The 22,724-nt window shown below is 67.1% G+C and carries 19 protein-coding genes; 4 read left to right on the top strand and 15 right to left on the bottom strand.

Going from position 1 to position 22,724, the window contains the following annotated elements:
* Window positions 1–10 precede the first annotated feature (10 nt).
* The 8 genes from F784_RS0109500 to F784_RS0109535 form a co-directional block, all read right to left on the bottom strand.
* Window positions 11–1,828 carry a DRA0282 family DNA-binding protein gene (locus tag F784_RS0109500; RefSeq protein WP_245557806.1) on the bottom strand — a complete coding sequence of 606 codons (1,818 nt, stop codon included), beginning with the start codon at window positions 1,826–1,828 and terminating at the stop codon, window positions 11–13.
* Between the two features lie 271 nt (window positions 1,829–2,099).
* Window positions 2,100–4,253 carry a S8 family serine peptidase gene (locus F784_RS0109505; RefSeq protein ID WP_019586500.1) on the bottom strand — a complete coding sequence of 718 codons (2,154 nt, stop codon included), beginning with the start codon at window positions 4,251–4,253 and terminating at the stop codon, window positions 2,100–2,102.
* On the bottom strand, window positions 4,253–5,722 hold the full coding sequence (locus F784_RS0109510) for a carboxypeptidase-like regulatory domain-containing protein (RefSeq protein ID WP_019586501.1): 1,470 nt from the start codon (window positions 5,720–5,722) through the stop codon (window positions 4,253–4,255). The genes F784_RS0109505 and F784_RS0109510 overlap by 1 nt, the downstream gene beginning before the upstream one ends.
* A 683-nt stretch (window positions 5,723–6,405) precedes the next feature.
* Window positions 6,406–7,002, bottom strand: coding sequence for a hypothetical protein (locus F784_RS22770; protein ID WP_019586502.1), 597 nt, complete (start codon window positions 7,000–7,002; stop codon window positions 6,406–6,408).
* A 141-nt stretch (window positions 7,003–7,143) separates the two neighbouring features.
* Window positions 7,144–9,252, bottom strand: coding sequence for a hypothetical protein (locus F784_RS0109520; protein ID WP_019586503.1), 2,109 nt, complete (start codon window positions 9,250–9,252; stop codon window positions 7,144–7,146).
* Between the two features lie 297 nt (window positions 9,253–9,549).
* Window positions 9,550–10,788, bottom strand: coding sequence for a M16 family metallopeptidase (locus F784_RS0109525; RefSeq protein WP_019586504.1), 1,239 nt, complete (start codon window positions 10,786–10,788; stop codon window positions 9,550–9,552).
* Window positions 10,785–12,044, bottom strand: coding sequence for a M16 family metallopeptidase (locus F784_RS0109530; RefSeq protein ID WP_051086956.1), 1,260 nt, complete (start codon window positions 12,042–12,044; stop codon window positions 10,785–10,787). The genes F784_RS0109525 and F784_RS0109530 overlap by 4 nt, the downstream gene beginning before the upstream one ends.
* A gap of 43 nt (window positions 12,045–12,087) precedes the next feature.
* Window positions 12,088–13,005: a pseudouridine synthase gene (locus F784_RS0109535; protein ID WP_019586506.1), complete on the bottom strand. Its 918-nt coding sequence runs from the start codon at window positions 13,003–13,005 to the stop codon at window positions 12,088–12,090.
* A 63-nt stretch (window positions 13,006–13,068) separates the two neighbouring features.
* Here F784_RS0109535 and F784_RS0109540 point away from each other — a divergent pair, with 63 nt between their 5' ends.
* Entirely contained in the window at window positions 13,069–13,611 is a 543-nt protein-coding gene (locus F784_RS0109540) for a M23 family metallopeptidase (protein ID WP_019586507.1), read from the top strand.
* Between the two features lie 60 nt (window positions 13,612–13,671).
* On the opposite strand, the gene F784_RS0109545 is transcribed toward F784_RS0109540, so the two are convergent.
* Window positions 13,672–14,355 carry a nucleoside deaminase gene (locus F784_RS0109545; RefSeq protein ID WP_019586508.1) on the bottom strand — a complete coding sequence of 228 codons (684 nt, stop codon included), beginning with the start codon at window positions 14,353–14,355 and terminating at the stop codon, window positions 13,672–13,674.
* Window positions 14,352–14,957, bottom strand: coding sequence for a GGDEF domain-containing protein (locus tag F784_RS0109550; protein ID WP_019586509.1), 606 nt, complete (start codon window positions 14,955–14,957; stop codon window positions 14,352–14,354). The genes F784_RS0109545 and F784_RS0109550 overlap by 4 nt, the downstream gene beginning before the upstream one ends.
* A 273-nt stretch (window positions 14,958–15,230) precedes the next feature.
* Here F784_RS0109550 and groES point away from each other — a divergent pair, with 273 nt between their 5' ends.
* On the top strand, window positions 15,231–15,518 hold the full coding sequence (gene groES, locus F784_RS0109555) for a co-chaperone GroES (RefSeq protein WP_019586510.1): 288 nt from the start codon (window positions 15,231–15,233) through the stop codon (window positions 15,516–15,518).
* Window positions 15,519–15,638: 120 nt separating this feature from the next.
* Window positions 15,639–17,279, top strand: coding sequence for a chaperonin GroEL (gene groL, locus F784_RS0109560; protein WP_019586511.1), 1,641 nt, complete (start codon window positions 15,639–15,641; stop codon window positions 17,277–17,279).
* Between the two features lie 138 nt (window positions 17,280–17,417).
* Here the strand turns inward: groL and F784_RS0109565 are convergent, their stop codons facing one another.
* A complete protein-coding gene (locus tag F784_RS0109565) occupies window positions 17,418–17,972 on the bottom strand; it encodes a dihydrofolate reductase family protein (RefSeq protein ID WP_019586512.1) in 555 nt (184 codons plus the stop codon).
* A gap of 112 nt (window positions 17,973–18,084) precedes the next feature.
* The gene (locus tag F784_RS22775) at window positions 18,085–18,813 is read right to left on the bottom strand and encodes a helix-turn-helix transcriptional regulator (protein ID WP_019586513.1); all 729 of its coding nucleotides are present in this window, start codon (window positions 18,811–18,813) and stop codon (window positions 18,085–18,087) included.
* Between the two features lie 131 nt (window positions 18,814–18,944).
* Here F784_RS22775 and F784_RS0109575 point away from each other — a divergent pair, with 131 nt between their 5' ends.
* Window positions 18,945–19,472, top strand: coding sequence for a P-loop nucleotide/nucleoside kinase family protein (locus tag F784_RS0109575; protein WP_019586514.1), 528 nt, complete (start codon window positions 18,945–18,947; stop codon window positions 19,470–19,472).
* Window positions 19,473–19,525: 53 nt separating this feature from the next.
* Here the strand turns inward: F784_RS0109575 and F784_RS0109580 are convergent, their stop codons facing one another.
* The 3 genes from F784_RS0109580 to F784_RS0109590 form a co-directional block, all read right to left on the bottom strand.
* On the bottom strand, window positions 19,526–20,770 hold the full coding sequence (locus F784_RS0109580; RefSeq protein ID WP_019586515.1) for a 2,3-bisphosphoglycerate-independent phosphoglycerate mutase: 1,245 nt from the start codon (window positions 20,768–20,770) through the stop codon (window positions 19,526–19,528).
* 96 nt (window positions 20,771–20,866) lie between these two features.
* Window positions 20,867–21,685, bottom strand: a complete 819-nt coding sequence (locus tag F784_RS0109585) for a TerC family protein (protein WP_019586516.1) — start codon at window positions 21,683–21,685, stop codon at window positions 20,867–20,869.
* A 123-nt stretch (window positions 21,686–21,808) separates the two neighbouring features.
* Entirely contained in the window at window positions 21,809–22,600 is a 792-nt protein-coding gene (locus tag F784_RS0109590; protein WP_019586517.1) for a TerC family protein, read from the bottom strand.
* Window positions 22,601–22,724 lie beyond the last annotated feature (124 nt).

Here is a 22,724-nt window from a genome sequence, read left to right on the forward strand (position 1 = left end):
ACTCCTCAATTCACTCGCGGGTCGTGAAGTCGTTGACTTCGGTGTACTGCTGCCGGACGCCACCAGGCACGATCAGGGCGGCACTGTCAGGGTCGCTGTACACCGAGTAGGCGGCGACATAGTTGGTGGCCGAGGCCGGTTTGCTGGGATCAGCCAGGCGATAGGCGTAGGCCTTGTTGAGGAACCAACTGTAGCGGCGGTTGGCCTGGAGCGGCGTCACCGGCAGGTCCAGCAGGGTATTCTCGAACTGGTGCGGCACGCTCAGCACGTCGCTGGCCGCGTCGTAGATCACGGTGTCGTTGTCCGTCTTGGGGTCATTGTCGGTGGCCCAACTGTCCCGGAAGACGTAGTACAGACTGCTGGCCTGGAGGTTGCTGAGGATCTGGGTTTCCGGCTTGCCCGCCGCGTCAAAGCCCTTACGCACGACCAGGCGCTTTGCCCCATAGGCGTAGCTGTCACCGGTGAGGAAGTCACCGACCCGCAGGTCCAGGTGCGCGCCCGTGGCTCCCATCTGGAACAGATTGAGCTTGAGGGTGTAGGTGGGCGTGAGGTCCACCCCGTGAACATCCTTCCCAGGGCTGAGGAGCTTCGGCTGGAAGGCGGGAAGCGTGTGGGTGGTCGGCAGTGTGGGGTCCGCGCTGGCCGCCTCATCACTGCCTACTGCGACCACCTTGTAGAAGTAGTCCTGGTCCGTCACCAGCGTGGCCGTGTTGTCGTTCACCGAGCAGCGGCGTGTGGTGGCCTTGTCATCGGCGGGCTTGGCGCACTGAGCGCTGCCCGCAAAAGCTACCTGAGCGTAGGGGCCAGCCGCATTGGTGGCCCGCAACACCCGGAAGCCGGTGTAACCGGTCAGGTCGACGGGCGCGTCCCAGGAAGTCGTGACCCAGAGGTTGGTACCGCTGGTTGGAGCATCGGGCCGTTCCACCCGGTACAGGTAGTCAATCCGCTCGCTGAGGGTATAAGCCACCGCACGAACGTTAGTGGGCGCGGCCACGGCCATGGCTCCCGTCCGGTTGATCGTGATGGGGATGAGGTACGCTACCCGGTTATAGTTGAAGTCCAGCCCCACGACTTGCAAGTACACATCGCCGCTCAAGCCCGTGGGGTCAAGGCTGACCAGGCCACTGTCCTGCGCCTGTTCACCCACGCCGGGGGTCACGTAGCCGGGATCCTGGGTGTACAACCCAGTGCCGGGACGTACGTCCGACCAGTTACCCTTGGCGTCGATGTTCACAAGCGAGAACAGGAAGTAGCGCATCACCCGCGACGTATCGCTGTTGCCGACTGTGTAGGCCCGGACGTTGACCGTATTGTTGAAAGCGGTGCCCGGCGTGAGGGTTTTCCAGGTATCAACCTCGCCCGTGGTCTTGAAGGTCGCTGGCGTTTCGACCTTGAGCTGCGGCACGTCAGCCGTCGCATTTGGGTCAGCGGCCTCGAACTGCGCGACTTTCAGCCGGGTGTTGATGTTCGCCTTGGCGACTGCCCCGTCGAACTCCGACCCCGCCGCCCGACTCTTCAGGAACACCAGATCGTAAGTCCCCTCGGGAATCTTGGCGAACTCCACGTAACCCTTGGCATCCGTCGAGGCCTTGCCTACGGCCACACTGTGGTCTCCGGATTTGTACAGGTACACCGTGCTGTTCTCGACCGCTGTACCCCGATTTGAGCGCACCAGATCGGCGGAGAGAGTGGCGGAGCCAGTACCTACTACCGACTTAACCGGAATCTCGGAAGTGGGAGGAGGCGTGCTGCTGCCCGGAGCGCCACAGGCTCCCAGCAGCAGAGCACTCGACAGAAGGATGAGGGGCAGGGTGCGGTGTGGTTTCATGAGGGCTCCTTGAATACCGGATGGCAACCAGCATCACGGATTGCCGTGATCCTGAAGAGGAGAGATGGGTGGCCCAAGACGCCTTGGACACTTTTCCGGTGAGCGGCATAATATCGACCGTCTTTACAGAGCGCAAGAATTCCCCACCCCCTCATTAGGAAACCCTCATGGTGAGCCCCACTTTTTCAGTCGATTAGTGAGGGAGTAGGGCCCTTGCCGGATAGAAGAGGGGCGGAAGCCGCAGCCCCCGCCCCACCCGCTTGCCCCTGAATTACTGGATGGTCACGACGCTGGTGTAGAAGGCTCCCAGCCCCTCGTTCTGCGTCGCGTTGGTGAAGCGGACGGTGTAGACCCCGGCGGTGGGCGCCTTGAAGCTGGCGAGGCTGTCCACCGTGCCCGCAATCGCCTTGCCCGCCGCGACCACCACGCCGCTGGCGTTCAGGAGGTCCACCTTCACGTTGGCCTTCGACCCCAGCAGGGCGGCGTAGCCCTTCACGGTGAGCGTTTGACCTGCACCCACGTTGAACTTCAGGTAGTCCACATCGGGTCCCGTGACCGGGTCGGCATACACGAAGTTCGCACTGTCGAAGGCGCCGCCGAAGAGCAGGCCGTCCGCAAAGGCCGACGCCGGAATGCTCGTCAAGTCGGTGGCCGTCGCCTGGCTGTTGTTGCGCTGGAGCGTCTTGTTCACGACGCTGTACTCGTAGAAATCGACTTGGTGGGCGTAGCCCAGGTCCAGCGTCTTGCCGGACGCCACGGTGATCTCGCCCACGATGCTGTCGCGGGTGCCGCCCCACTCGTTCACGCTGGGTCCGGCTACGCTCACGCGGTAGCGGCCCGGCTCGACGCCGAAGAAGCGGGCCACGCCGGAGAACTCGGTTTTGGCGCTGGCCTCCAGTTGGCCATTGCCCGTGCGCCCGAAGTAGTTCAGGCCCTTGTTCTGGCCCTCCAGCGGCGTGAGGATCACGTCCGTGCCCGAGATGGGCGAGCCCTCGGAGATGTCAGCAATCCGCACCTCCACCGCGCCGCCGTCCGCCGGAACCTGCCCGGCCTGGAGGGCCGCCAGAGCCGCCTTCACGTTCACCCGCTTGAAGCCCTGGACGCAGGGGTACTGATCGGGGTTCATGGGGTCGCCCGTACTCGACAGCAGCTTCCTGACCTGGTACGGCGTGAGGTTCTTGTTCAGTTGCAGCAGCAGCGCCGCCGCGCCCGAGATCACCGGGGCCGCCATGCTCGTGCCGTTGAAGAGGCCGTAGCTCGACTCGCGGGCCGGGGACTTCAGGGCCTCGTTGATGTAGGTCGTTAGGCCCTGGTCACCAGGGGCGAAGACGTCCACCTGGGGTCCGCAGTTGCTGAAGCTGGCCCTGCGGTCGTCGCCCGCGCTCGCCCCGACGTTGATCACGCCGGTGTACGCGCTGAGACCGGTGAACTGGTTGGCGTTGTCGTTGCCTGCCGACCCGACGACGACCCGGTTCTTGCTCAGGGCGTAGTCCACTGCGTCTTTGTGGACCTGGGTGTAGCCGCCACCGCCCCAGGAGTTGTTCAGCACCTGCGCGCCGTTGTCCACCGCGAACACGAAGCCCTTCGCCACCCCGAAGTCGCTGGTGTAGCCCTCCTCGGTGAAGATGCGGATGGGCATCAGGATCGCGTCGGGGGCCACGCCCGCGCCGCCCACGCCGTTGCCCAGCCGCTCGGCGATGGTGCCCGCCGAGCCACTACCGTGCGAGCCGCTGGTCAGCGGATCGGTAGGCTTGAGTTCCTTGCCGTTGCTCGTGTCGTAGCCCGTCACGATCTTGTCCTCGGCCTTGAGGTCCTCGTGCAGGCGGTCGAAGTCGTCGTCGATCACTGCGACGGTGACGCCCGCGCCGGTCGAGATGCCGCGCACCTGATCGGCCCCGATCTGCTTGATCCACCACTGCTTGATGCTCAGGGGGTCGCTGTCCGCCTGGGGGGTGAGGCTCTGGCTCACCAGGCTCCCGCCCTTCGGCAGCTTGGGCAGCTCGCCTGCGTGGCCGTTGGCCTCGGCGTAGCGCAGGCCGCTGACGGGGCGGCCCATCAGCACCGCCGCCGCGCGCTTCACGCTGAGGTTCTCGGGCAGCACGAGCAGGGCCAGCCGGAGCTGGGGAATGTCGTCACGGACCTGCGCCCCCAGGTGGGCAGCGAGGCGGTCCACGAAGGCGCGGTCCGCGTAGCCGATCACCAGTTCCTGGGTGGTGTCGCCCTCGCTGCCGGTCTTGGCGAGGGCGGCGGCGTCCGGCAGGGTCTGGCCCAGGACCGCGCTGAGCCGGGCCTTGCCGCTCAGTTCCTGGCGGAGAGAGGCCGCGGCGTCGGGGGACGGGGCGCTTGCTTCGGGCCGCGGCGCGGTGCCGCAGGCCGCGAGCAGCAGACCGGCACTGAGACTGGCGAGGGTGAGGCGCTTGTTCATCAGTTGTCTCCCGTGGTGAAGTTGCTGACCTGACCCTCGCAGACCGGGCCGCCGAAGTTGCAGGTGTCCAGCGCGTAGAAGATCGACCAGTAGTCGTGCGCGATGCTCACGGCGTCCCCGCTCTTGCTGAAGGCTGCTGCCGACACATCCAGGGTGTAGCCGTGGCGGCTTTCGAGCTTGTCGAGCAGCGCCTTACCGTTGGCGTTGAACTCCACCGAGTAGGTGTTCCCGGTGTTCTTAAGCGCGGCCGTGCTGCCGTCGTCACTGAAGAGGTTGTCCTTCTTGTCGAGGGTACACAGCACGTTCCCCCAGAAGCAATTGGCGCTCTGCTGCGGGTAGTCGTTCACCATCACGTAGAACTGGCGGTAGTCCCCGACCTTCTTGGACACGTTCCAGGAAATCGTGGGGGTGCGCGACACGTCCTTGCTGCCGTCGGCGGGCGTCAGGTCACTCAGGGTGAAGCTGTCGAGCGGGGTGGTGCTGAACACGTCGCTGCGGATGCTCGCGGTGGAGTTGAACGCCTCAAGCTGGTAGTAAACCTTCTTGCCGACCTCTAGGCTGGCGCTGCCGTCCTTGATGGAGCGCGCGCTTCCCTGCACGGTCTTGAGCAGGCGGAAGGTGTTGCCGTCGTCACTCGTCCACACCCGCACACCCAGCGGGTTCCCCTGCACACCGCCCGCGTAATTCCAGGTCAGGTCCACAGTGAGGGTGCTCTGCTCGGCGGGCGCGCCCGTGGGCCGGATGGGACTGTAGTAGCCGATCTTCTGCGAGAGGGTGATGGCGAGCGCCTTGGGGTCCTGGATGCTGGTGAGCGCGACGTCGTTGGGCTTGTCGTCGGTGATGACAATGGGGATGCGGCGCTCGGTGCGGTTCTCGTTGCTGTCGTAGACCACAACGTACAGCTCGGTGGGGCCGCGCACCCCGCGTAGGGTGTTGCCCGCCAGCGTCGCGGTCGTCGTGACGGTGGTGTTCTTGGGATCGTTCGTGAACAGCGCCCGCGCCCCGAACACGCCGCTGCCAGGAACCCCGCCTACCGCCGTGTAGATGAGGTTGGGGCTGTTGGCAGGATCGGCGGCGGTGGCCGTCACCTGGACCGGCACGCCCGCACTCGCGGCGAACTGGGCGGCGGTGGCCGGGTCATTGCCGAAGGCCTTAGCATCGGCGCCCACCAGGTACTTCACGTCCAGCTTGGGCGCGTTCACCGGCAGCGTCGTCGCAAAGGCGTTGCGCTGAATGGCGTTCAGAGGAGCGTTCGTGCCACCGGTAACCCGCAAGCCCTCAATCCGGGAGGCCGCGTAGCCCTCCTTTTTAAAGCTGACGTTGTACACACCCGGATCGAGCTTGAGGGTGAACTTGCCGCTCGCGTCGGTCGTGCCTGTGGCAATGACGCCGCCACTCGCATTCTCGACCGTGACGGCGCTGCTCGGCACGAGCGCCCCGCCCTGGGAGTTGGCGAGGTAACCGGCCACGCTGCTGCTGCCCGTACCGACAACGCTCGTGTCACCGGCAGGAGGCGGGTTGGGACCTTCACCACCACCTCCACACGCGGAAAGGAGCAAACCCGTGAGTAGTGCGAGCGACAGACTCCGATGTGGTTTCATGTGAACTCCTTGAATACCGGATGATAGACAGCATCACGGGCTCGCCGTGAGGCTGAAAAGGAGAGATGAACGGCCCAAGGCGTCCTGGGCGCTTTTCCGGTGAGAGGCATCATATCGGCCACCTTTACGAAGCGCAAGAATTCGCCGCTTTCTCATAAGCGGATTGTCGTCGACTTCTGGGGCTTCTTTTTGGGAGCGCGGCGGTGAGGAGGTCACGTTGAAGTCACGGGACGTCAGCTCGGGGGCTTCCCACAACAATGAAAGAGCAGAGGCGGCGGCTTCTGCCCCTGCCTCCTGAGCTACTCAAGGGTCACGGTTGATCTGCTGATCGTCCCAGCCCGCCGCTTCATATCGAGAAACGGGTGGTGCGGATTCTGGCCGGGGTCGCCTCTAAGTTGGTGTCACTGTCCCCACCACCCGTGCTGAGGAGGCCCGTGACAAGCTGATCGGCTGGCCGACGTCAACCCCAGCGACCCTCGCGTCAAGCAGGAATATCAGCCATCCCGTCCAGCGCGGCTGTTCCAGGTTCTGCGGTTCCCTCTGGAGACAGCTCAGCGCCTCAACGAGAGCATTAACTTTTTCAGGGTGGCGGCGGGAGCGCCTCGCAGGAAGGGGTTGAACTCGGGGTCACGATTCACAGCAGCCACTGTGGCCTGGCCGCCAGGAACTAGCAGGGCCAGGCGGAAGGTCGCCATGTCGAGAACGTCATCTCCGCGCGCGTACCGGCTGCTGGCGAGCTGCATGTGGACCTGCGTATCCAGCCTTACCCGGGCCTCCTGGAGCTGCCGCTGCCCACTGCTCCCTAGGGCACGGGCGATGGCGTCCAGAGTAGCCTCCGCCTGAGCGGGCGTTAGGCGACGCTGCCGCTCCAGGGGTTCGAGAACGCGGGTAAGTTGGGCGGATGACGCGGCCGTGAAAACCCGCACGTCCCTCTGGGCGAGTTCAGCTAGGGCGCGCACGGTTACCAGCAACTCGAAGGTGGGCGGCTCCCAGGAGGTCGGCTCAGGCACGGCGCCTGTCCTGACCGGCTGAGACGGCACAGGACCGAGAGGTGAGCCGGGCAGAACTCGGGTCGCTGCCGCCCCTGTCAGCAGGGCCAGCAGGGTCAGCGTCATGACATGACGGGCCCGGATGCGTTTCAACAGCATAATCTTCTCCGGTCAGCGGCTTGACGAGGGGCCACACGGCAAGGATCAGCGGCAGGGGTGACGGCATTCTGACCTCCCGGTCTGCCGACAGAGCAGATGGAACCCTGATTTTCACAGGGTTCCACGGCAGGCGGGGTCCGCTCAGGGAGCCAGACGCTTGGCCCGCTGTGCAGGCGTTTCCTCGGGACGCAGGGTCGGCCCCTGAACCGGGCGCATGTGGTTGACCGCGCGAGGACGGGCGGTAGCGGCCTGGGTGGACAGCGGCCCCAAACGGTCGTACCACCGGTAACCCTCAACGCTGACCCCAGCAGCGCGTGCCGCATCCAGCACGGCTCGGTAGCCCTGATGGGCCAGGTCAGCCGCCGCGCGGTACTGCCGGGCGTTGTAGGCGTTGACCGCCGACCTGAAAGTCTGGTCGGCCCCCTGAGCGGCACTGCGGACATCCGCGACCTTTCCGGCGCTCCGAGTGAGCGCGAGAATGGCGTTGGCATTGGTCAGGTACGCCGTGGTCAGGTCACGGTACTGGGCGTCCAGGTTGAATTGGCCGAAGGTCTTGGCGAGGTTGTTGTAGCTCATGACGCTACTGACCTCGTCGCCAATGTCGGCGAATCTCGTGTCGCCGCTGGGGCCGTAATCCTCGTCGCGCTCACTGTCATAGCCGTCGTGGGGGTGCGACTGGCTGAGGTGATGCCCCGACTCGTGGACCACTGTGTCGGTGAAGCCGTAGCCCGCGGCATTCAGGGCCGGGGTCAGGAAGTTCAGGGTCATGGCCTGGGTACCGGTCACCCCTTCATTGATGGCCCGGCCGAGCAGCCCCGCGTTCGGCGTCTTGGGATCACTGTCATTGAATAGGTAGGTAGGGATGTTGTACTGGTTAGGGGTGGCCTGGGCACGCTGGCGGATTTCCTGGAGGGCCAGTTGGAAGAACCGCTCCCCGGTGGCGTCGGCGAAGTCGGGCGAGCAGGCGTCGTCGGTGGGTAGCGGGAAGAAGCAGCGGTAGGCGTCGGCCAGATCGCCCGTCAACGCGGTTTCACGCTGCGTGTGGCTCCACTGCACGAAGGGGTTCAGGGGCGTCAGCCTGTCCTGGGCCACCTGGCCCTGAATCACTTTCTCTCCCGCCACAGCGCCCGTCCCCTGCTCCAGCGCGATGTCCAGGTTGATGTGCTCGGGCATGTCGGGCGGCGTGAGGGACACGCGGTAAAGCGGGCTGGGCGTGAACAGCAGGTTGATGGCGACGTACCGCACCACCTTGCCCAGGTCCGCGCTGATCTTCTCGGCGTAGGCCACGCTGGCCTTGCGGGTGCCGTACTCCCAGATGGGTGGCATCCGCTTGTCATAAATCTTGTCGCCGTCCACATCACTGTCGGTGATGTTCCACGCGTCGCTCCAGTAGTCAGGGTTGGCCGACTGATCGTAGAACCATACGCGGCGGGCCTGGCCCTGATCGGCCCCCGGTGTGCCGCCCCAGGCGACGGTGCGCCGACTGCTGCGGGCACCGAAGTTGACCTGGGTGTCGGTTTCGATCGCCTCCGGCCGCTCATGACTGTAGCTGTGGAACTTGAAGTCGGGCCGGTTATACCAGTTGATGAGAAACACGGTGTACTCGGTGGTGTCCACACCGATCTGGCCCGCGTTGTCCGCCAGCCACTGCTCCACCTTCGCGCCGTCGATCTCGAAATTGCCGGTGACCTGCCGGGCGATGTTGCCCGCAGGCCGGGGGCAGCCGTACACGGGCGTGTCCTCACCCTCGGGGCGGAAGGATTTCAACACGTTCTGTTGGTCCGCACTCTGGCAGTTGTAGGCTGCCGAGGAAATGTTCAGGTACTTCACGCCGTCGCGTTCGACGGACTTCTCGGCGCCGTTCTGGCCCAGGAAGGTGAAGAACGCGTCCTCGAAGGCCTGCCCGGCGTCCACGTAGTTGTACTCGAACTCGAAGTCGTTCCCGCTCAGTTCCTTGTTGCCGTAGTAGCTGGGATAGCGGTTGATGGTCTGGTACGTGTCGGGCAACTCCTGGCGCATCGACTCGAAGTTCAGGTCGCGCGGTCCGGCCACCTGGCCCGGCAGGGTGGACCTGTACCCGATATTCACGATGTTAATCCGGAGTTTCTGCTTGATCGTGGCCCGCGCGCCCGGCTGGAGGGTTCCGAGCTGCCCGAATGAATCGGGGTCTTCCGTAGGGGGTGTGCCGCCGCCACAGGCAACAAGCAGGCTGGCGCTGAGCAGGGCGAGACCGACGGCTTTTGCATTCATGCTGGCTCCGGAAGGGTGAGACGAGGACGGGCAAGCGCGGACGGTGCCACAGAGTGTTTCTGTACCCCACACTGTGTACGTACAGACAGGCAGAAAAGGTGTGTTTTGGGACTAGGACACGCTTCACACGGGACTCATGGGATTCACGGCCCCCGGAGACCTGCTTCTCCTGCCTCTTGATCAACCCAGGACCCCGCCCAACCTCTTCTGGCCGCAGCCCGACCTGGTCGTTCCCTCCCCCACCGCACTTCTGACCGTTCTCCCCCAGCTCCGGCTAAAAAGGGGCTGGGGAGTGCTTCAGGTCACTTCAATGCCCGGTCCCAGTGCGACGACCGTGGGCCGGGTCAGCGGGCAGAGGTCGAGGACGGCCCGCACGTCTTCCAAGGTCACCCGCGCGGCACGGTCCACGAGTTCGTCTGTAGACAGGGGCCGCCCCAGCGCAAGGTGTTCCATGCCCAGCGCGAAGAGACGGCCCTGTGGGGTCTCGGCGCGGAGCAGGTTGCCGACCGCCAGCTTGCGCGCGGCGCGGCGCACGGTGGTTTCAGTTAGCGTCTCCGGCACGCCCGCCAGGACGGCCAGGTAGGCGTCCAGCACCGCCTGTGCCCGTTCGGTGTCGCAGGAGAAGCCGCCCTCGAAGGTGCCCACGTCGCGGAATTCCAGGTGGGCGAGGTCGGCGGAGTCGGCCAGCCCGGTGTCGAGCAGCGCCCAGTACAGCAGCCCGTTCTCACCGCCGACGAGTTCGGCCAGCACCACGGCGGCCTCGCGCAGCGGGTGGGCGGCAGGGAGGCCGGGCAGGGCGAGCGCGACCTGCACGCGGGCCAGACGGTCGTCCCGGATGGTGCGGACGGTGCCGGGCGCGGGCGGAATGGGGGCTGGCTCAGCGGGCGGACGCGGAGCCCCGGCGGGCCAACCCCGCAACTCCTCCCCCGCCCAGGCGAGCACCCATTCCGGGTCGAAGGCGCCCACGACCGCCAGCGTCACCCGGTCCGCCCCGTAGCGTTCGCGGTGATTGCGCGCCAAAGCCTCCCGGGTCAGCGCCCGCACCGTCTCGGGCGTCCCCAGGACCGAATGCCCCAGCGGATTCCCACCCCAGTAGTCGGCCCGCAGCTCGTCGGCCACACGCACGGCGGGCTGCTCGGCGTACATGGCGATTTCTTCCAGGATCACGTCGCGCTCGGGCTCGATGTCGGCGGGGCGCAGTGCGGGGCGCATAAGTTCGGTCAGCGTGTCCATCAGTTCGGGCGCTTGCTCGGGCAGGGTCGCGGCGTGGTAGACGGTCGCCTCGTCGCCCGTGAAGGCGTTGGCGTGGCCGCCGAGTTCGTCCAGCCGCTCGTTCAGCTCGGCAGCACTCAGCCGCTCCGACCCCTTGAACAGCAGGTGTTCCAGGAAGTGCGAGGCCCCCATCTCCTCCCGGCGCTCGTCGCGCGCCCCGGTCGCCACGAAGTACCCGGCGGCGACCGTCTGCGCCCCGGGGTCCGGTTCGAGGAGGAGGGTCAGGCCGTTGGGCAGGGTGCGCTTCAGGGTGGGGGACGTCACGTGGCCTCCCCGGGGCCGAGGGTCACGACGGTCACTGCCGGGGCGGGGTCGTACCCGGCCAGGAAGCCGTTCACCCGCTCCAGGGTGAGGGCCGCCAGTCCGGCACGCAATTCCGCCACTGGACGAACCCGGCCGAAGACGGCCAGATCGCGGGTCAGCCCCGCCGCGCGGGCGCGCAGGCTCTCGGCGCCGAACACGACGCTGGCGGTCAGGCCCGCCCTGGCCCGCTCGAACTCAGCGTCCGTCAGGCCCCGCGGCAGCCGGGCGAGTTCGGCGAGCACGACCTCCAGCGTCTCGGGGGCCCGCTCGGGCGTGCTCCCTGCGTAGGCCGACAGGAAGCCGCGTCCCCCCAGCAGGACGGGCGACGCGCTGACGCTGTACGCCAGCCCGCGCTCCTCCCGCACCGCGTGGAAGAGGCGGCTCGCGCTGCCGCCCGAAAGCGCGGTCAGGGCGAGCTGCCAGGCCAGCCAGTCAGGGCTGCGTGGCGAGACCCCCGGCGCCGTCACGCTGAGGTGCGTCTGCTCGGCCTCCTCGTGCGGGACGTGGGCGTGCAGGCCAGGGCGGAAGTCGGCGGGCACAACCTCGGCCTCTCCCGCACCCCACCCGGCGAAGATCCGCTCAACCAACGAGCGCACCTCCCCGGGCTCGGCGTCGGCCACCACGCCGAGGACGCTGCCCCGGGTGCCGTAACGGGCGAAAAAGGCGCACAGGCCGTCCACGCTCAGGTTTGAGAGGCCCTCCGGTGTGCCGCTCGCGGGATGCGCGTAGCCCGCGAAAGGGGACGCCGGGGGGCGGGGAAAGGCCAGCCGCCGGGCCTCCACCGCGAGCAGGTCGGGCGGGCTGTCCTCCAGCCCCTCCAGGTCCTGCCGCGCGAGGTCGGTTAGGACGGGCAGTTCCCCCGGTGGGAGGGCCGGGCGCCGCAGCAGGTCGGCGATCAGTCGCAGGGCGGCGGGGAGATCCGCCGTCAGGCCGCTGACGCCAAAGCGGGTCGCCTCGGGGCCGACGCCACCGCTGCGGCGCAGGCCCAGGTCGTCGAGCGCGTCCTGGAGGCCCCGCGCGTCCCGGTCCCCGGCCCCCTTGTAGAGCCACTCCTCCTGCACGCCCGCCGAGCCCTCCTGCCCTACCGGGTCGTGCGCGCTGCCCACCGGAACGCGCAGGTCGAGCGCGAACCCCGGCCCCGGGCGGCGCTCGAACGCCAGGGTCAGGCCCCCCTCCAGGGTCCACACATGCGCCTGGGGCGCGGCCACAATCGTCACCGGGGGATTGTAGCGCCATGTGGGGACAACACCGGGAGCCAGGTCACGGGGGAGGTTCGTCCGCAGCCAACAACTCCGGCGGGGGCGGGGCGCGCAGGGTCAAAAGCCCGCCCGTCCGGGGGTGGGGGAAGACCAGCCTCTCGGCATGGAGCAGGTACCCGCCGTCCCCCGGCAGGCCCGGCAGATCGGCCCGGGGCAACCCGCCAGACGCGTACAGCGGGTCGCCGACGAGCGGATGCCCAGCCGAGGCGAGGTGAATGCGAATCTGATGCGGGCGCCCGGTGGGAATGTCCACCCCGAACAACGTCTGGTCCTGGTCCGGGCGGCGTTCCAGCACCTGCGCCTCGCTGAGGGATGGTTTGCCCGCTGGGCTTGCCGCGAATACGTTGCCCAGCCAGGGGTGCGGCACGGGGCCGATGGGGGTGGTGATGGTGTACGAGTCCTGCTCGGCCAAGCCAGACGCGAGGGCTCGGTAGCGCTTCCGCACCTCCCCGTTGCGCCAGGCTTCCGCCAGAAAGGAGGCGGCCCCGGCGGTGCGCGCGAACAGCACCAGACCGGAGGTGCCGCGTCCCAGACGGTGCAGCGGGGTGGCCTCCGGGAAGTTACGGCGAACCACGCTCAGCAATGTGTGGTTCAAGAAGCCACCGCCCGGCAGGGTAGGGAGCCCGCTCGGCTTACTGACCGCCAGAAGTTCCGCGTCCCGGTAAATGAGTTCGTATTCCAGCGGCGCCTCCTCCTCGTGCCAGGGGGGGCGCCGCCATTCGAGCCGCTGGCCGGGGCGCAGAACCTCGCTTCCGTGCGCCACCTCGCCGTCCAGGCGGACCTCGCCCCGGTCCAGCCGGGCCTGCCACTCGCGCTCGTCCGAATGCCCGTAGCGGCGCGTCAGGTAGGCAAGGACGGTCAGGCCCCGCGCCCGGCCCCCCAGTTCCTCGCGGTAGGTATAGCCGTCGTTGAGGGCCATGTTCGTAGGCTAGCGGCTGGAGGTGGAGTCCCAGCTCTCATGGCCACGCCCCATCCTGAATAGGTGCGCCCGCGCCGCCCCGCCCGCCTGCTCCGCCGACCCGTGGTTCTCGCCGCCGTTCTGGCGCTTCTGGCGGGCGTCCTGTATCTGCTGTGGCCCTCCATTGAGAATGCCCGGCGCTACGCGGCGCTGCTCTCGGCCCCGGTTCCGGCGGCGGGAAGCCTGCCCAACCCCCTGCCCGGCCAGCGGTTCGTGGACACCTGGGGTGGGGCGCGCGAGGGGGGCCGCCGCCACGAGGGGGTGGACATCTTTGCGCCGCGCGGCACGCCGATTCGGGCTACCACCCGTGGCCTCGTTCTGAATGTAGGCGAGAACCGGTTGGGCGGGCGCACGGTGATGGTGCTCGGCCCCGGCGGGCAGCGGCACTACTACGCGCACCTCGACCGTTACGCCGACTTGAAGGAGGGGGAGTGGATCGAGGCCGGGACAGTCGTGGGCTATGTGGGGGACAGCGGCAATGCCAGGGGGACGCCGACGCACCTGCACTACGGGATTTACACCCCGACTGGGGCAATCAATCCGTACCCGCTGCTGCGGCAGGAGTGAGCCCCGTCAGGTAGGGCGTCTGGTTCATCCCGGTGATTGGGTTGGGCTGCCGCATTGACCTCACGCCAGGACCCCCAGCACCTCAGCCAGGCCAGCGCCCCGGTTCAGCAGGGCGCGCAGGGTGCCCGCCTGATGGAGTCCCGCCGCGTGCGCCAGGTCCTCGGTGTACTCCGCGAAGCTCTTCAGAAAGGGACCGTCCGGGTGGTATCCCTCTCCCACAAAGCCGACGAGGGCGAGGCGGAGCGCCAGTCGCTGCACGGGCTCCGGCGCCTGGCCCACCCGGATGCCTTTGCGCGACACGTAGGGGTCGTGCGTCAGGATGTGGGTCGAGCCCGCCCAGGGGTCGGGGGCCGCGTACTCCAGCGCCCGCAGCCCGCTCATGGCGAGCGCCCCGGCGCACTGCGGGCAGGGCTGCACGGTTGTCAGGAGCGTCCAGGTGCGGACCTCGGGGGGCTCCGTATGGGGCAGGGCGAGCAGGGCGTTGATCTCCGCGTGCGCCAACTCGTGCCCGCTGATAACGCCCGCCACTCCCCGCGGCTCCCCCAGTCGGTTACGCCCCCGCGCGATCACCTGCCCTGTCCCATCCACCACGACCGCACCGATGGGATAGGAGCCATGGCAGTAGGCGGTCCAGGCTTCGGAAAGGGCCGCGTGCCAGCCGCTCGTCAGGGGGAAGTGGCTCGTGGTCAGTGAGGTGTGTGCCCCTTCCACTACCCACTCACTTTTGTCCACTTCCCGCTTCACAACGCCTCCCGGTACCGCTCAATCAGGCTGTCGAGCGCTTCCCGCAGCAGGGACGCCTCCGTCCGGCCCAGCGCCCCCGAGAGCTTGGTCAGCCGCTCCAGTTGGCTCTTGGGGTAGTAGTTGCTCTTCAGGACCATCTTGCCCTCCACGTAGATGCACGCCCGCGAGCGGCCTTCCCGTTTGGCCCGCAGCAGCGCCTCGTCGGCGGCGCGGGACAGGTGGGCGAAGGTGTGGGCGTGGGCGGGGCGGGCTGCGAGACCCACACTCAGGCCCAGGGTGCGCGGCCAGTGCGGGTCGCGGTGGATATGGAAGTGCTTGATCACCTCGTCGAAGAGGATCAGGGCCGTCTCGGCGGCGGTCTCGGGCAGGAGGACCGCGTACTCGTCCCCCCCCAGCCGCCCCACAATGCTGCCGCTGGGCAGACTCCCCGAGAGCAGCCGCTCCACCCCGCGCAGCACCCGGTCCCCCTCGGCATGGCCCAGCGTGTCGTTGAGCTGCTTGAAATGGTCGAGGTCCAGGACGGCCAGGGTCACCGGGGCGCCGTTCAGGGCCTCAAAGGCCTCTCCGAAGGCCGGGCGGGTGAGGATGTTGGGACGGGGCATGACAGGTTCTCCTTGCTGGAATCAGAAAAAGGTCAGCTTTCCGCTCTGGTATATAGATGCATTGTATATATGTCGGAACTGTTACGGCAATACTGGGGGTGGGAAAGCGGCGTCCCAGTGCGGCTTGAGCGTCTTAGACTCAGATTCTTGTACTCCAGGTGTTGACATTTTTGAGCCTGAGGGGCTAGGATTCCGTCTGCAACGGCAAAAACTGCCGGGTAAGCCGGTGAGGTGTCCGTTCCACTTACTTCATTTCACAGGAGGTACAGATCTATGCTGAAACCATTGGGCGACCGCGTTCTCGTGGAGATCATCGAGGAAACCGAGCAGAAGACCGCCGGGGGTCTGTTTGTCCCCGACACCGCGAAGGAAAAGAGCCAGCGCGGGAAAGTCATTTCTGTGGGCAACGGCAAGCTGCTCGACAACGGGACGCGCGTCGCGCTGGACGTGAAGGAAGGCGACACCGTGTATTTCGCCAAGTACGGCGGCACGGAAGTCAACCTGGACGGCAAGAACTACTCGATCCTCAGCGAGCGCGACATCCTCGCCATCGTGGAGTGAAGCGGTCAGCCGTCAGCTTTCGGCCTTCAGTGGCAAAAGCTGACGCTCCCGCTCATGCCCTGTCCTTCTTTTCCGACTGCTGAGAGCTGATCGCTGCCAGCCCCCCTGAAGGAGAAACACATGCCCAAGCAACTCGTCTTCGAAGAAAACGCCCGCCGCAGCCTGGAACGCGGTGTCAACGCCGTGGCCAACGCCGTCAAGGTCACCCTGGGGCCGCGCGGCCGCAACGTCGTGATCGAGAAGAAGTTCGGCAGCCCCACGATCACCAAGGACGGCGTGACCGTCGCCAAGGAAGTTGAGCTGGAGGACAAGCTCGAGAACATCGGCGCCCAGCTCCTGAAGGAGATCGCCTCCAAGACGAACGACATCACGGGTGACGGCACCACCACCGCCACCGTGCTGGGCCAGGCCATCGTGAAGGAAGGCCTGCGCAACGTCGCTGCGGGCGCCAACCCCCTCGCCCTGAAGCGCGGCATCGACAAGGCCGTCGCTGTGGCGGTCGAGGAGATCAAGCAGCAGGCCGTGCCCGTCGAGGACAGCGACGCGATCAAGAAGGTCGCGGGCATCTCCGCCAACGATCCCCAGGTCGGCGAGGAAATCGCCAACGCGATGGACAAGGTCGGCAAGGAAGGCGTCATCACCATTGAGGAGTCGAAGAGCTTCGACACCGAGGTGGACGTCGTCGAGGGGATGCAGTTCGACAAGGGCTTCATCAACCCCTACTTCATCACCAACCCCGACAAGATGGAGGCCGTCCTGGAGGACGCTTACATCCTGATCAACGAGAAGAAGATCAGCGCCCTCAAGGACCTGCTCCCCGTGCTGGAGAAGGTCGCGCAGACGGGCCGTCCGCTGCTGATCATCGCCGAGGACGTGGAGGGCGAGGCCCTTGCCACGCTGGTCGTGAACAAGCTGCGCGGCACGCTGAACATCGCCGCCGTGAAGGCCCCCGGCTTCGGTGACCGCCGGAAGGAGATGCTGCGCGACATCGCCGCTGTGACCGGTGGTCAGGTCGTCTCCGAGGACCTGGGCCACCGCCTGGAGAACGTCGGCATGGACATGCTGGGCCGCGCCAACCGCATCCGCATCACCAAGGACGAGACCACGATCATCGATGGCCGGGGCAACCAGGCCGAGATCGACGCCCGCGTGAACGCGATCAAGGCCGAACTCGACACCACCGACTCCGACTACGCCCGCGAGAAGCTCCAGGAGCGCCTCGCCAAGCTGGCGGGCGGCGTGGCCGTGATCCGCGTCGGCGCGGCGACCGAGACCGAGCTCAAGGAGAAGAAGCACCGCTACGAGGATGCCCTGTCCACCGCCCGCTCGGCGGTCGAGGAAGGCATCGTCGCGGGCGGCGGCACCACGCTGCTGCGCGTGATCCCCGCTGTGCGCCGCGCTGCCGAGAGCCTGGAGGGTGACGAGGCCACTGGTGCGCGCATCCTGATCCGCGCCCTGGAGGAGCCCGCCCGCCAGATCGCCGCGAACGCCGGTGAGGAAGGCAGCGTCGTCGTGAACGCGGTCGTCAACAGCCAGGCGCCCCGCTACGGCTTCAACGCCGCGACGGGCGAGTACGTGGACGACATGATCGCCGCGGGCATCGTCGACCCCGCCAAGGTGACCCGCACCGCGCTCCAGAACGCCGCGAGCATCGGCGCCCTGATCCTGACGACGGAAGCCATCGTCAGTGACAAGCCCGAGAAGGCGGCTCCGGCCCCCGCGGGCGGCGGCTCCCCCGACATGGGCGGGATGGACTTCTAACCAAGAGCAGGGACTCCTGCGTCGCAGGCGGCAAGAATGGCGAGGGGCCGTCCCTGAGCCTGGAGCCAGCAAAAACGCAGGAACAAGCAGGCCGGAGCGTGATGCTCCGGCCTGCTTGTTCTTGTGGTTCGGGGTCGGTTAGGCGCTGGCGCCGCTCGACGGTTCGGTCCGGTAGCTCAGCACCACAACCCCGGTGGCGGTCGTCTTGACCTCAGCCAACTGAAAGGCGGCGCGGCTTTCCTGGGAGAACAGGCGCCTCCCCTCGCCCACCACGACCGGGCAGACGATCAGGCGCAGTTCGTCGATCAGGCCGTGCTCCAGCAGCGAACGCACAAGCACGCCGCTGCCATAGATCAGGATGTCGGCGCCCTCGCCCTGCTTCAATGCCCGGACTTCCCCGGCAATGTCGCCCGAGAGGGACGCGGCGTTCCAGGTCAGGTCGGTCAAGGTGCGGGTGACGACATACTTGGGCAGGGCGTTGATGCGGCCCGTGAAGCGGTCACCATCGGTGTTCGCCATCCACGCCGCGGACATGCCCTCGTAGGTCACCCGGCCGAGCAGCAGCGTGTCGCTCCCAAACAGCCACCGGTCCTGCAACTCGCCCAACTCCTCGTTGAAGTAAGGGGCGGTCCACATGGGATCGCTCATGATGCCGTCCAGACTCAGGTATTCCACCGCGATGATTTTTCGCATAATCCACGCTCCTTTGTCGTCGTACCGGGGGATATGTTCTCCAGCACCACATCAGCAGTATGGAAGGGAACGCAATTGAAGTCTTGTATCGGAACGACACCCCGTACGCGCTTCACTCAGGCGCCGGGTCCTGCCGCCCCAACTCCTGAACACTGAGTGGCGAGTGCGGCCACACCTCCTGGACGATGCGCGCGGGAGTCTGACCGGCGAGGTGCCGCAGCGCCCGGGTGAGGTGTGGCTGGTCCGTGTACCCCAGGTCGTGAACGACATCCGGGATCGCGGCCCCGGTCTGGAGCAGCGCCACCGCCCGGCGCGCCCGCTCGATGATGAGGACCGAGCGGCTCGACAGTCCGGTGGCGTGCAGAAAACGCCGTTGCAGGGTGCGGAGGGTGGTGGGCCGCTTCGGCAGCTCCTGCCCCAAGAGGAGGTCGACAGTCGGCTCGCAGCGCAGGAGCCCGAGGCGCACGAGGCGGTCGACGAAGGCGTCGGCGTCCTGACTGTCCGGGATCGGGAGGGATTCGTCGTGCAGCCAGAACGAGCCTCCCGTGGCTGACAGAACCGCGTGCCGGTCGAGGAGGTGCGCGGGCGGAAGCGCGGGGACGAAGACGCCGAGCTTGAAGGTGATGCCGAAGAATTCCGCGTCCGCAGGCACGTGCGCGGCGGTCGCCCGGCTCTCCGGCCCGCGCAGCACGACAGTCGTCATTCCCCGTTGGCGCGTGACCACCAGTTCCGACCGGGTCACCGCGAGCGAGGTGAAGGACCCGGCCCGCTCACTTTCAGCCCGCCAGACCGATTCGACCAGAGGGGACCCGGGGACCTGGCTCTCGGACGTGAATGCCATCACCACCGCCAGTATGCCCCGCGCCCCAGGCTCTGGCCGCGAGATTCCGCCCGGGTGCACGTAGGTCGCAACGCCAGGACTCCCACTTTCGGGGAATGTTCCGCAGCACCAGCCGCCCTACACTTCCGCCCATGCCGCCCACCCTGCTCGTCGTCTCCGGTCTTCCCGCCTCCGGCAAGACCCACCTCGGCTCGCGGCTGGCGCGGGAGCTGGGCTGGCCGCTGGTCACCAAGGACGAGTACAAGCAGATGCTGCACGACCATCTGCCGGACCTGACACGCGCTCAGGCTGGGCCACTGAGTTTCGAGATCCTGTACCACGTGGCGGGCATGATCCTGGCGGCGGGCGGGAGTGCCGTGCTGGAAACGCACTTCTACCGGGGCCTGAGCGAGCGGAAAATAGGAGCGCTTGCCATGACACATGGAGCGAGGGTCGTCCAAATCTTCTGCCATGCCCCGTTGGACGAACTGGGGCGGCGGCACGCGGCGCGGGTGGCCTCCGGGATGCGTCCCCATATCGACCAGCCCTTCGACCACGCCGAATTGCCGGAAAGCGCGTGTTGGACGCCGCTGGCACTCAGCGCTCCTCTGCGGGAGGTGGACACCACCTTCACCCACGACCTCGCCGAACTCGCCCAATGGGTGCGGGAACAACGTTGAGGGGGAAGGCCCACCCGGAACCCTCCCCCTCCCTTTCTGACCGCTGACCCCTCTCAGGCCCCGTACTTCTGCAACTTCAGCGCGTTCGCCATCAGGAGCGGCATTACATCGGTGCCCCGGCGCAGGCCCAGGCTGCCCTTCTGCGCCTCCTCCTCGGTGTAGCGCCCCGCGAGGTCCTTGCGGCCGTAGCGGCTGTTGATCAGGAGGGGCACCGGGTGCCACGAGTGGCTGGTGAGCTTGCTGGGGGTGGAGTGGTCGCCCACGATGCACAGCACGTCGGGCTGGAGGGCGAGAAGCGACGGCAGCAGCTCGTCGAACAGCTCAATCTTGTGGACCTTCTCGGCGAAGTCGCCATCCTCGCCAGTCGAGTCGGTCTTCTTGATGTGGAGGTAGAAGAAGTCGTACCTGGCCCAATTCTCGGTCAGGGCCTTCACCTTGCCCTCCAGCGCGTCCTCCTCACCTTCGACGGGCAGCACCTCCATGCCCACCAGGCTGGCGAGGCCCTTGTACATCGGGTAGGAGGCGATGCAGGCCGCGTTGAGCTGGTAGATGTCGGCAAAGCTGGGGAAGTGCGGCACATCGCTGTAGCCCCGGAACAGCACCCCGTTGACTTGCGGCTCGTCGGCGAGGACAACCTCGGCTCGCTGAACGAAGGTGTTCACGAGTTCGGCGGTGCGGACGCTCGTGGGGTCCTCCGCAACCGCAAGGTGGGGCGGCACACCCGTCACCTGGGGATCCACGTCGCTGATGTTGGCGCCCAGGCCCTGCCCGGCCTCGTCCACGCCCTGGGCGCGCAAGACGACCACGAAGCGGTGCTCGGACTCGGTGTAGATCTCGACCGGGGTGCCGTCGATCTCGGGGATGGCCTCCCGCAGCCGGGCGACGATCTCCGCGTTCTTCTCGTTGCTGGGGCGGCCCGCGCGGCGATCCACGATGATGCGGTTCTTGCCGAGAGACGCGAAGTTGCCCCGCACGGCCACGTCCCCTGCCCTGAGCCTCACACCGATGCCGACCGCCGAGAGGGCCCCGCGCCCCACCACGTACTTGAGGGGATCGTACCCGAAGAGGCTGAGGTGCCCCGGGCCGCTGCCCGGCGTGATCCCCGCCCCGACAAGTTCCACCTGCCCCAGTTGCGAGTCGCGGGCCAGCGCGTCGAGGTTCGGGGTGGTGGCGGTGGCGAGTTCGGTCTCGCCGTTCACCGTGAGGGGGAGGCCACCCACGCCGTCGAGCACGACCATCAGGATCTTGCTGTCGGTCTTTTTGGCGATGTGGCGAACGGTGTCGATCAGGTCGCTCATAGGGTTACTGTAACCCGCACACCAAAGTGGAAGCGGGGGTGACATAGGGAAAGGGGCCACCCAAAACTGGAGGTGACCCCGGGGGACGGCGGGACCTCAGCGCCCGTCAACCCGTCCATCGGCCGCGTCGGCGACCGTCTCATCAATCTGATGAACGATGGCTTCCGCCCGCGCCCCCGCCTCGGCCTCGCTCATGGCGGGGCGGCGGGTAGCGATGAAGGAGCCGATGATGGCGATGGCGGCCATCACCCCCCAGAAGAGCGGCGTGGGCAGGTGGAGGGTCGGGACGGCCGGGAAGACCTCGTGCGCGGCCTCCAGCGTCTCGATGCCCAGCTTGACCGCGATCCAGCCCACGAGCGCATAGGCCACGTTGTCGAAGGCGGGGTACTTGTTCAGCAGCTTCAGGAAGATCGTCGCCGCGAAGCGCATCAGGATCAGGCCGACGATCCCGCCGATCACCACGATGGTGAGGCCCTGCTCACGCGGCATCCCGGCCGGAATCAGCGCCACGCCCGCCAGGATGGAATCCACCGAAAACGCGAGGTCGGTGAGGTTGAGCAGCACCACCGTCGGCCAGAAGCCGCGGCCCCGGGCGCTTCCCTCGGCCTCCTCCTCGCTGTGGCCCTTCTTGATGAAGTGGCTGACAGCGAGGTACGCGAGGTACAGGGCCCCGAAGGCGCGCAGCCACCAGTACTCCAGCACGAAGGAGGCGAGCAGCACGCCCAGAATCCGCAGCACGACCGCGCCGCCGATGCCGTAAGCCAGCGCCTTGCGCTGCACGTTCACGGCGAGGTGCCGCACCATGACGGCCAGCACGAGCGCGTTGTCGGCCGAGAGCAGACCCTCCAGCAGCACGAGCGTGCCGAGGATGGCCCAGGTCTCGGCGGTCAGGGGGGGCATTTCGAGTCCGAACATCAGGACGCCAGTCTATCCGGGCGGGTCGTGAGCCACAGGTCAGGGTGTCCCGGCCCTGGCAGGAGGTCGAGGAATGGCAAGAGGGCCACCCCGGTTGAGGATGACCCCCGGCGCCGTCTCAGTTCAGCGGCCGTCGAGCTTGCCGTCCAGGGGATCGTTCGCCGCGCGGTCGAGTTCCCGGCGCACGGCCCGCACGTCGGCCTCCGCCACCGCTTCGCTGACAGCGGGACGGCGGGTGGCGAACAGGCCCCCCAGAACCGCGATCAGGCCCATCCCGGTCCAGAAGAGCCAGGACGGCATGCCGACGTGCCAGGTCAGGTGGTAGACCTCGCTCACCTGCTCGACCGTCTCGATGGCGAGCTTGACGGCGATCCAGCCGATCAGGATATAGGCCACGTCGTCGAGCGCGGGGAAACGGTCGAGCAGTTTCAGGAAGAGGGTGCTGGCGAAGCGCACGAGCACCAGGCCCATCAGCCCGCCAGCCACCACGATCCAGAAACCGGTGGGGGTGTCGCGCATCTCGGGCTTGAGCAGCGCGACCCCCGCCAGGATGGAGTCCACGCTGAAGGCCAAGTTCACCAGGTTCAGGCTGATGACCACGTTCCAGAAACTGCCGGTAAGTTCGCGGGGCTCGCCCTCTTCCCCCCCCTTCTTCAGGAAGTGCGCGATCACCAGATAAGCCAGGTACGCCGCCCCAAAGGCCCGCAGGAACCAGTACTTGATGATGAAGCTTGCCAGCAGCACGCCCAGCAGCCGCAGCCCCATCGCGCCCCACATGACGTACGTCAGGGCCTTTTGCTGAAGGGTGGCCGGGAGCGGGCGGACCATCACCGCCATGACCAGGGCGTTGTCGGCGGAGAGCAGCCCCTCCAGGGCGGCCAGCGTCAGCAGGATGACGAGAATTTCGGTGTTCAAAGCAGTCCTCGAAGGTTGTGGGCTCCCCGGGTCCGGGCCGCACGGGGCAGGGGGCGAAAGGCTCCGCAGTCTACCCGCCCTGCCGGAACGAAATGAGACGCACGCAATGCAAAGAACGCACCCT

The organism is Deinococcus apachensis DSM 19763 (assembly GCF_000381345.1).
Taxonomy (GTDB): Bacteria; Deinococcota; Deinococci; order Deinococcales; family Deinococcaceae; genus Deinococcus; species Deinococcus apachensis.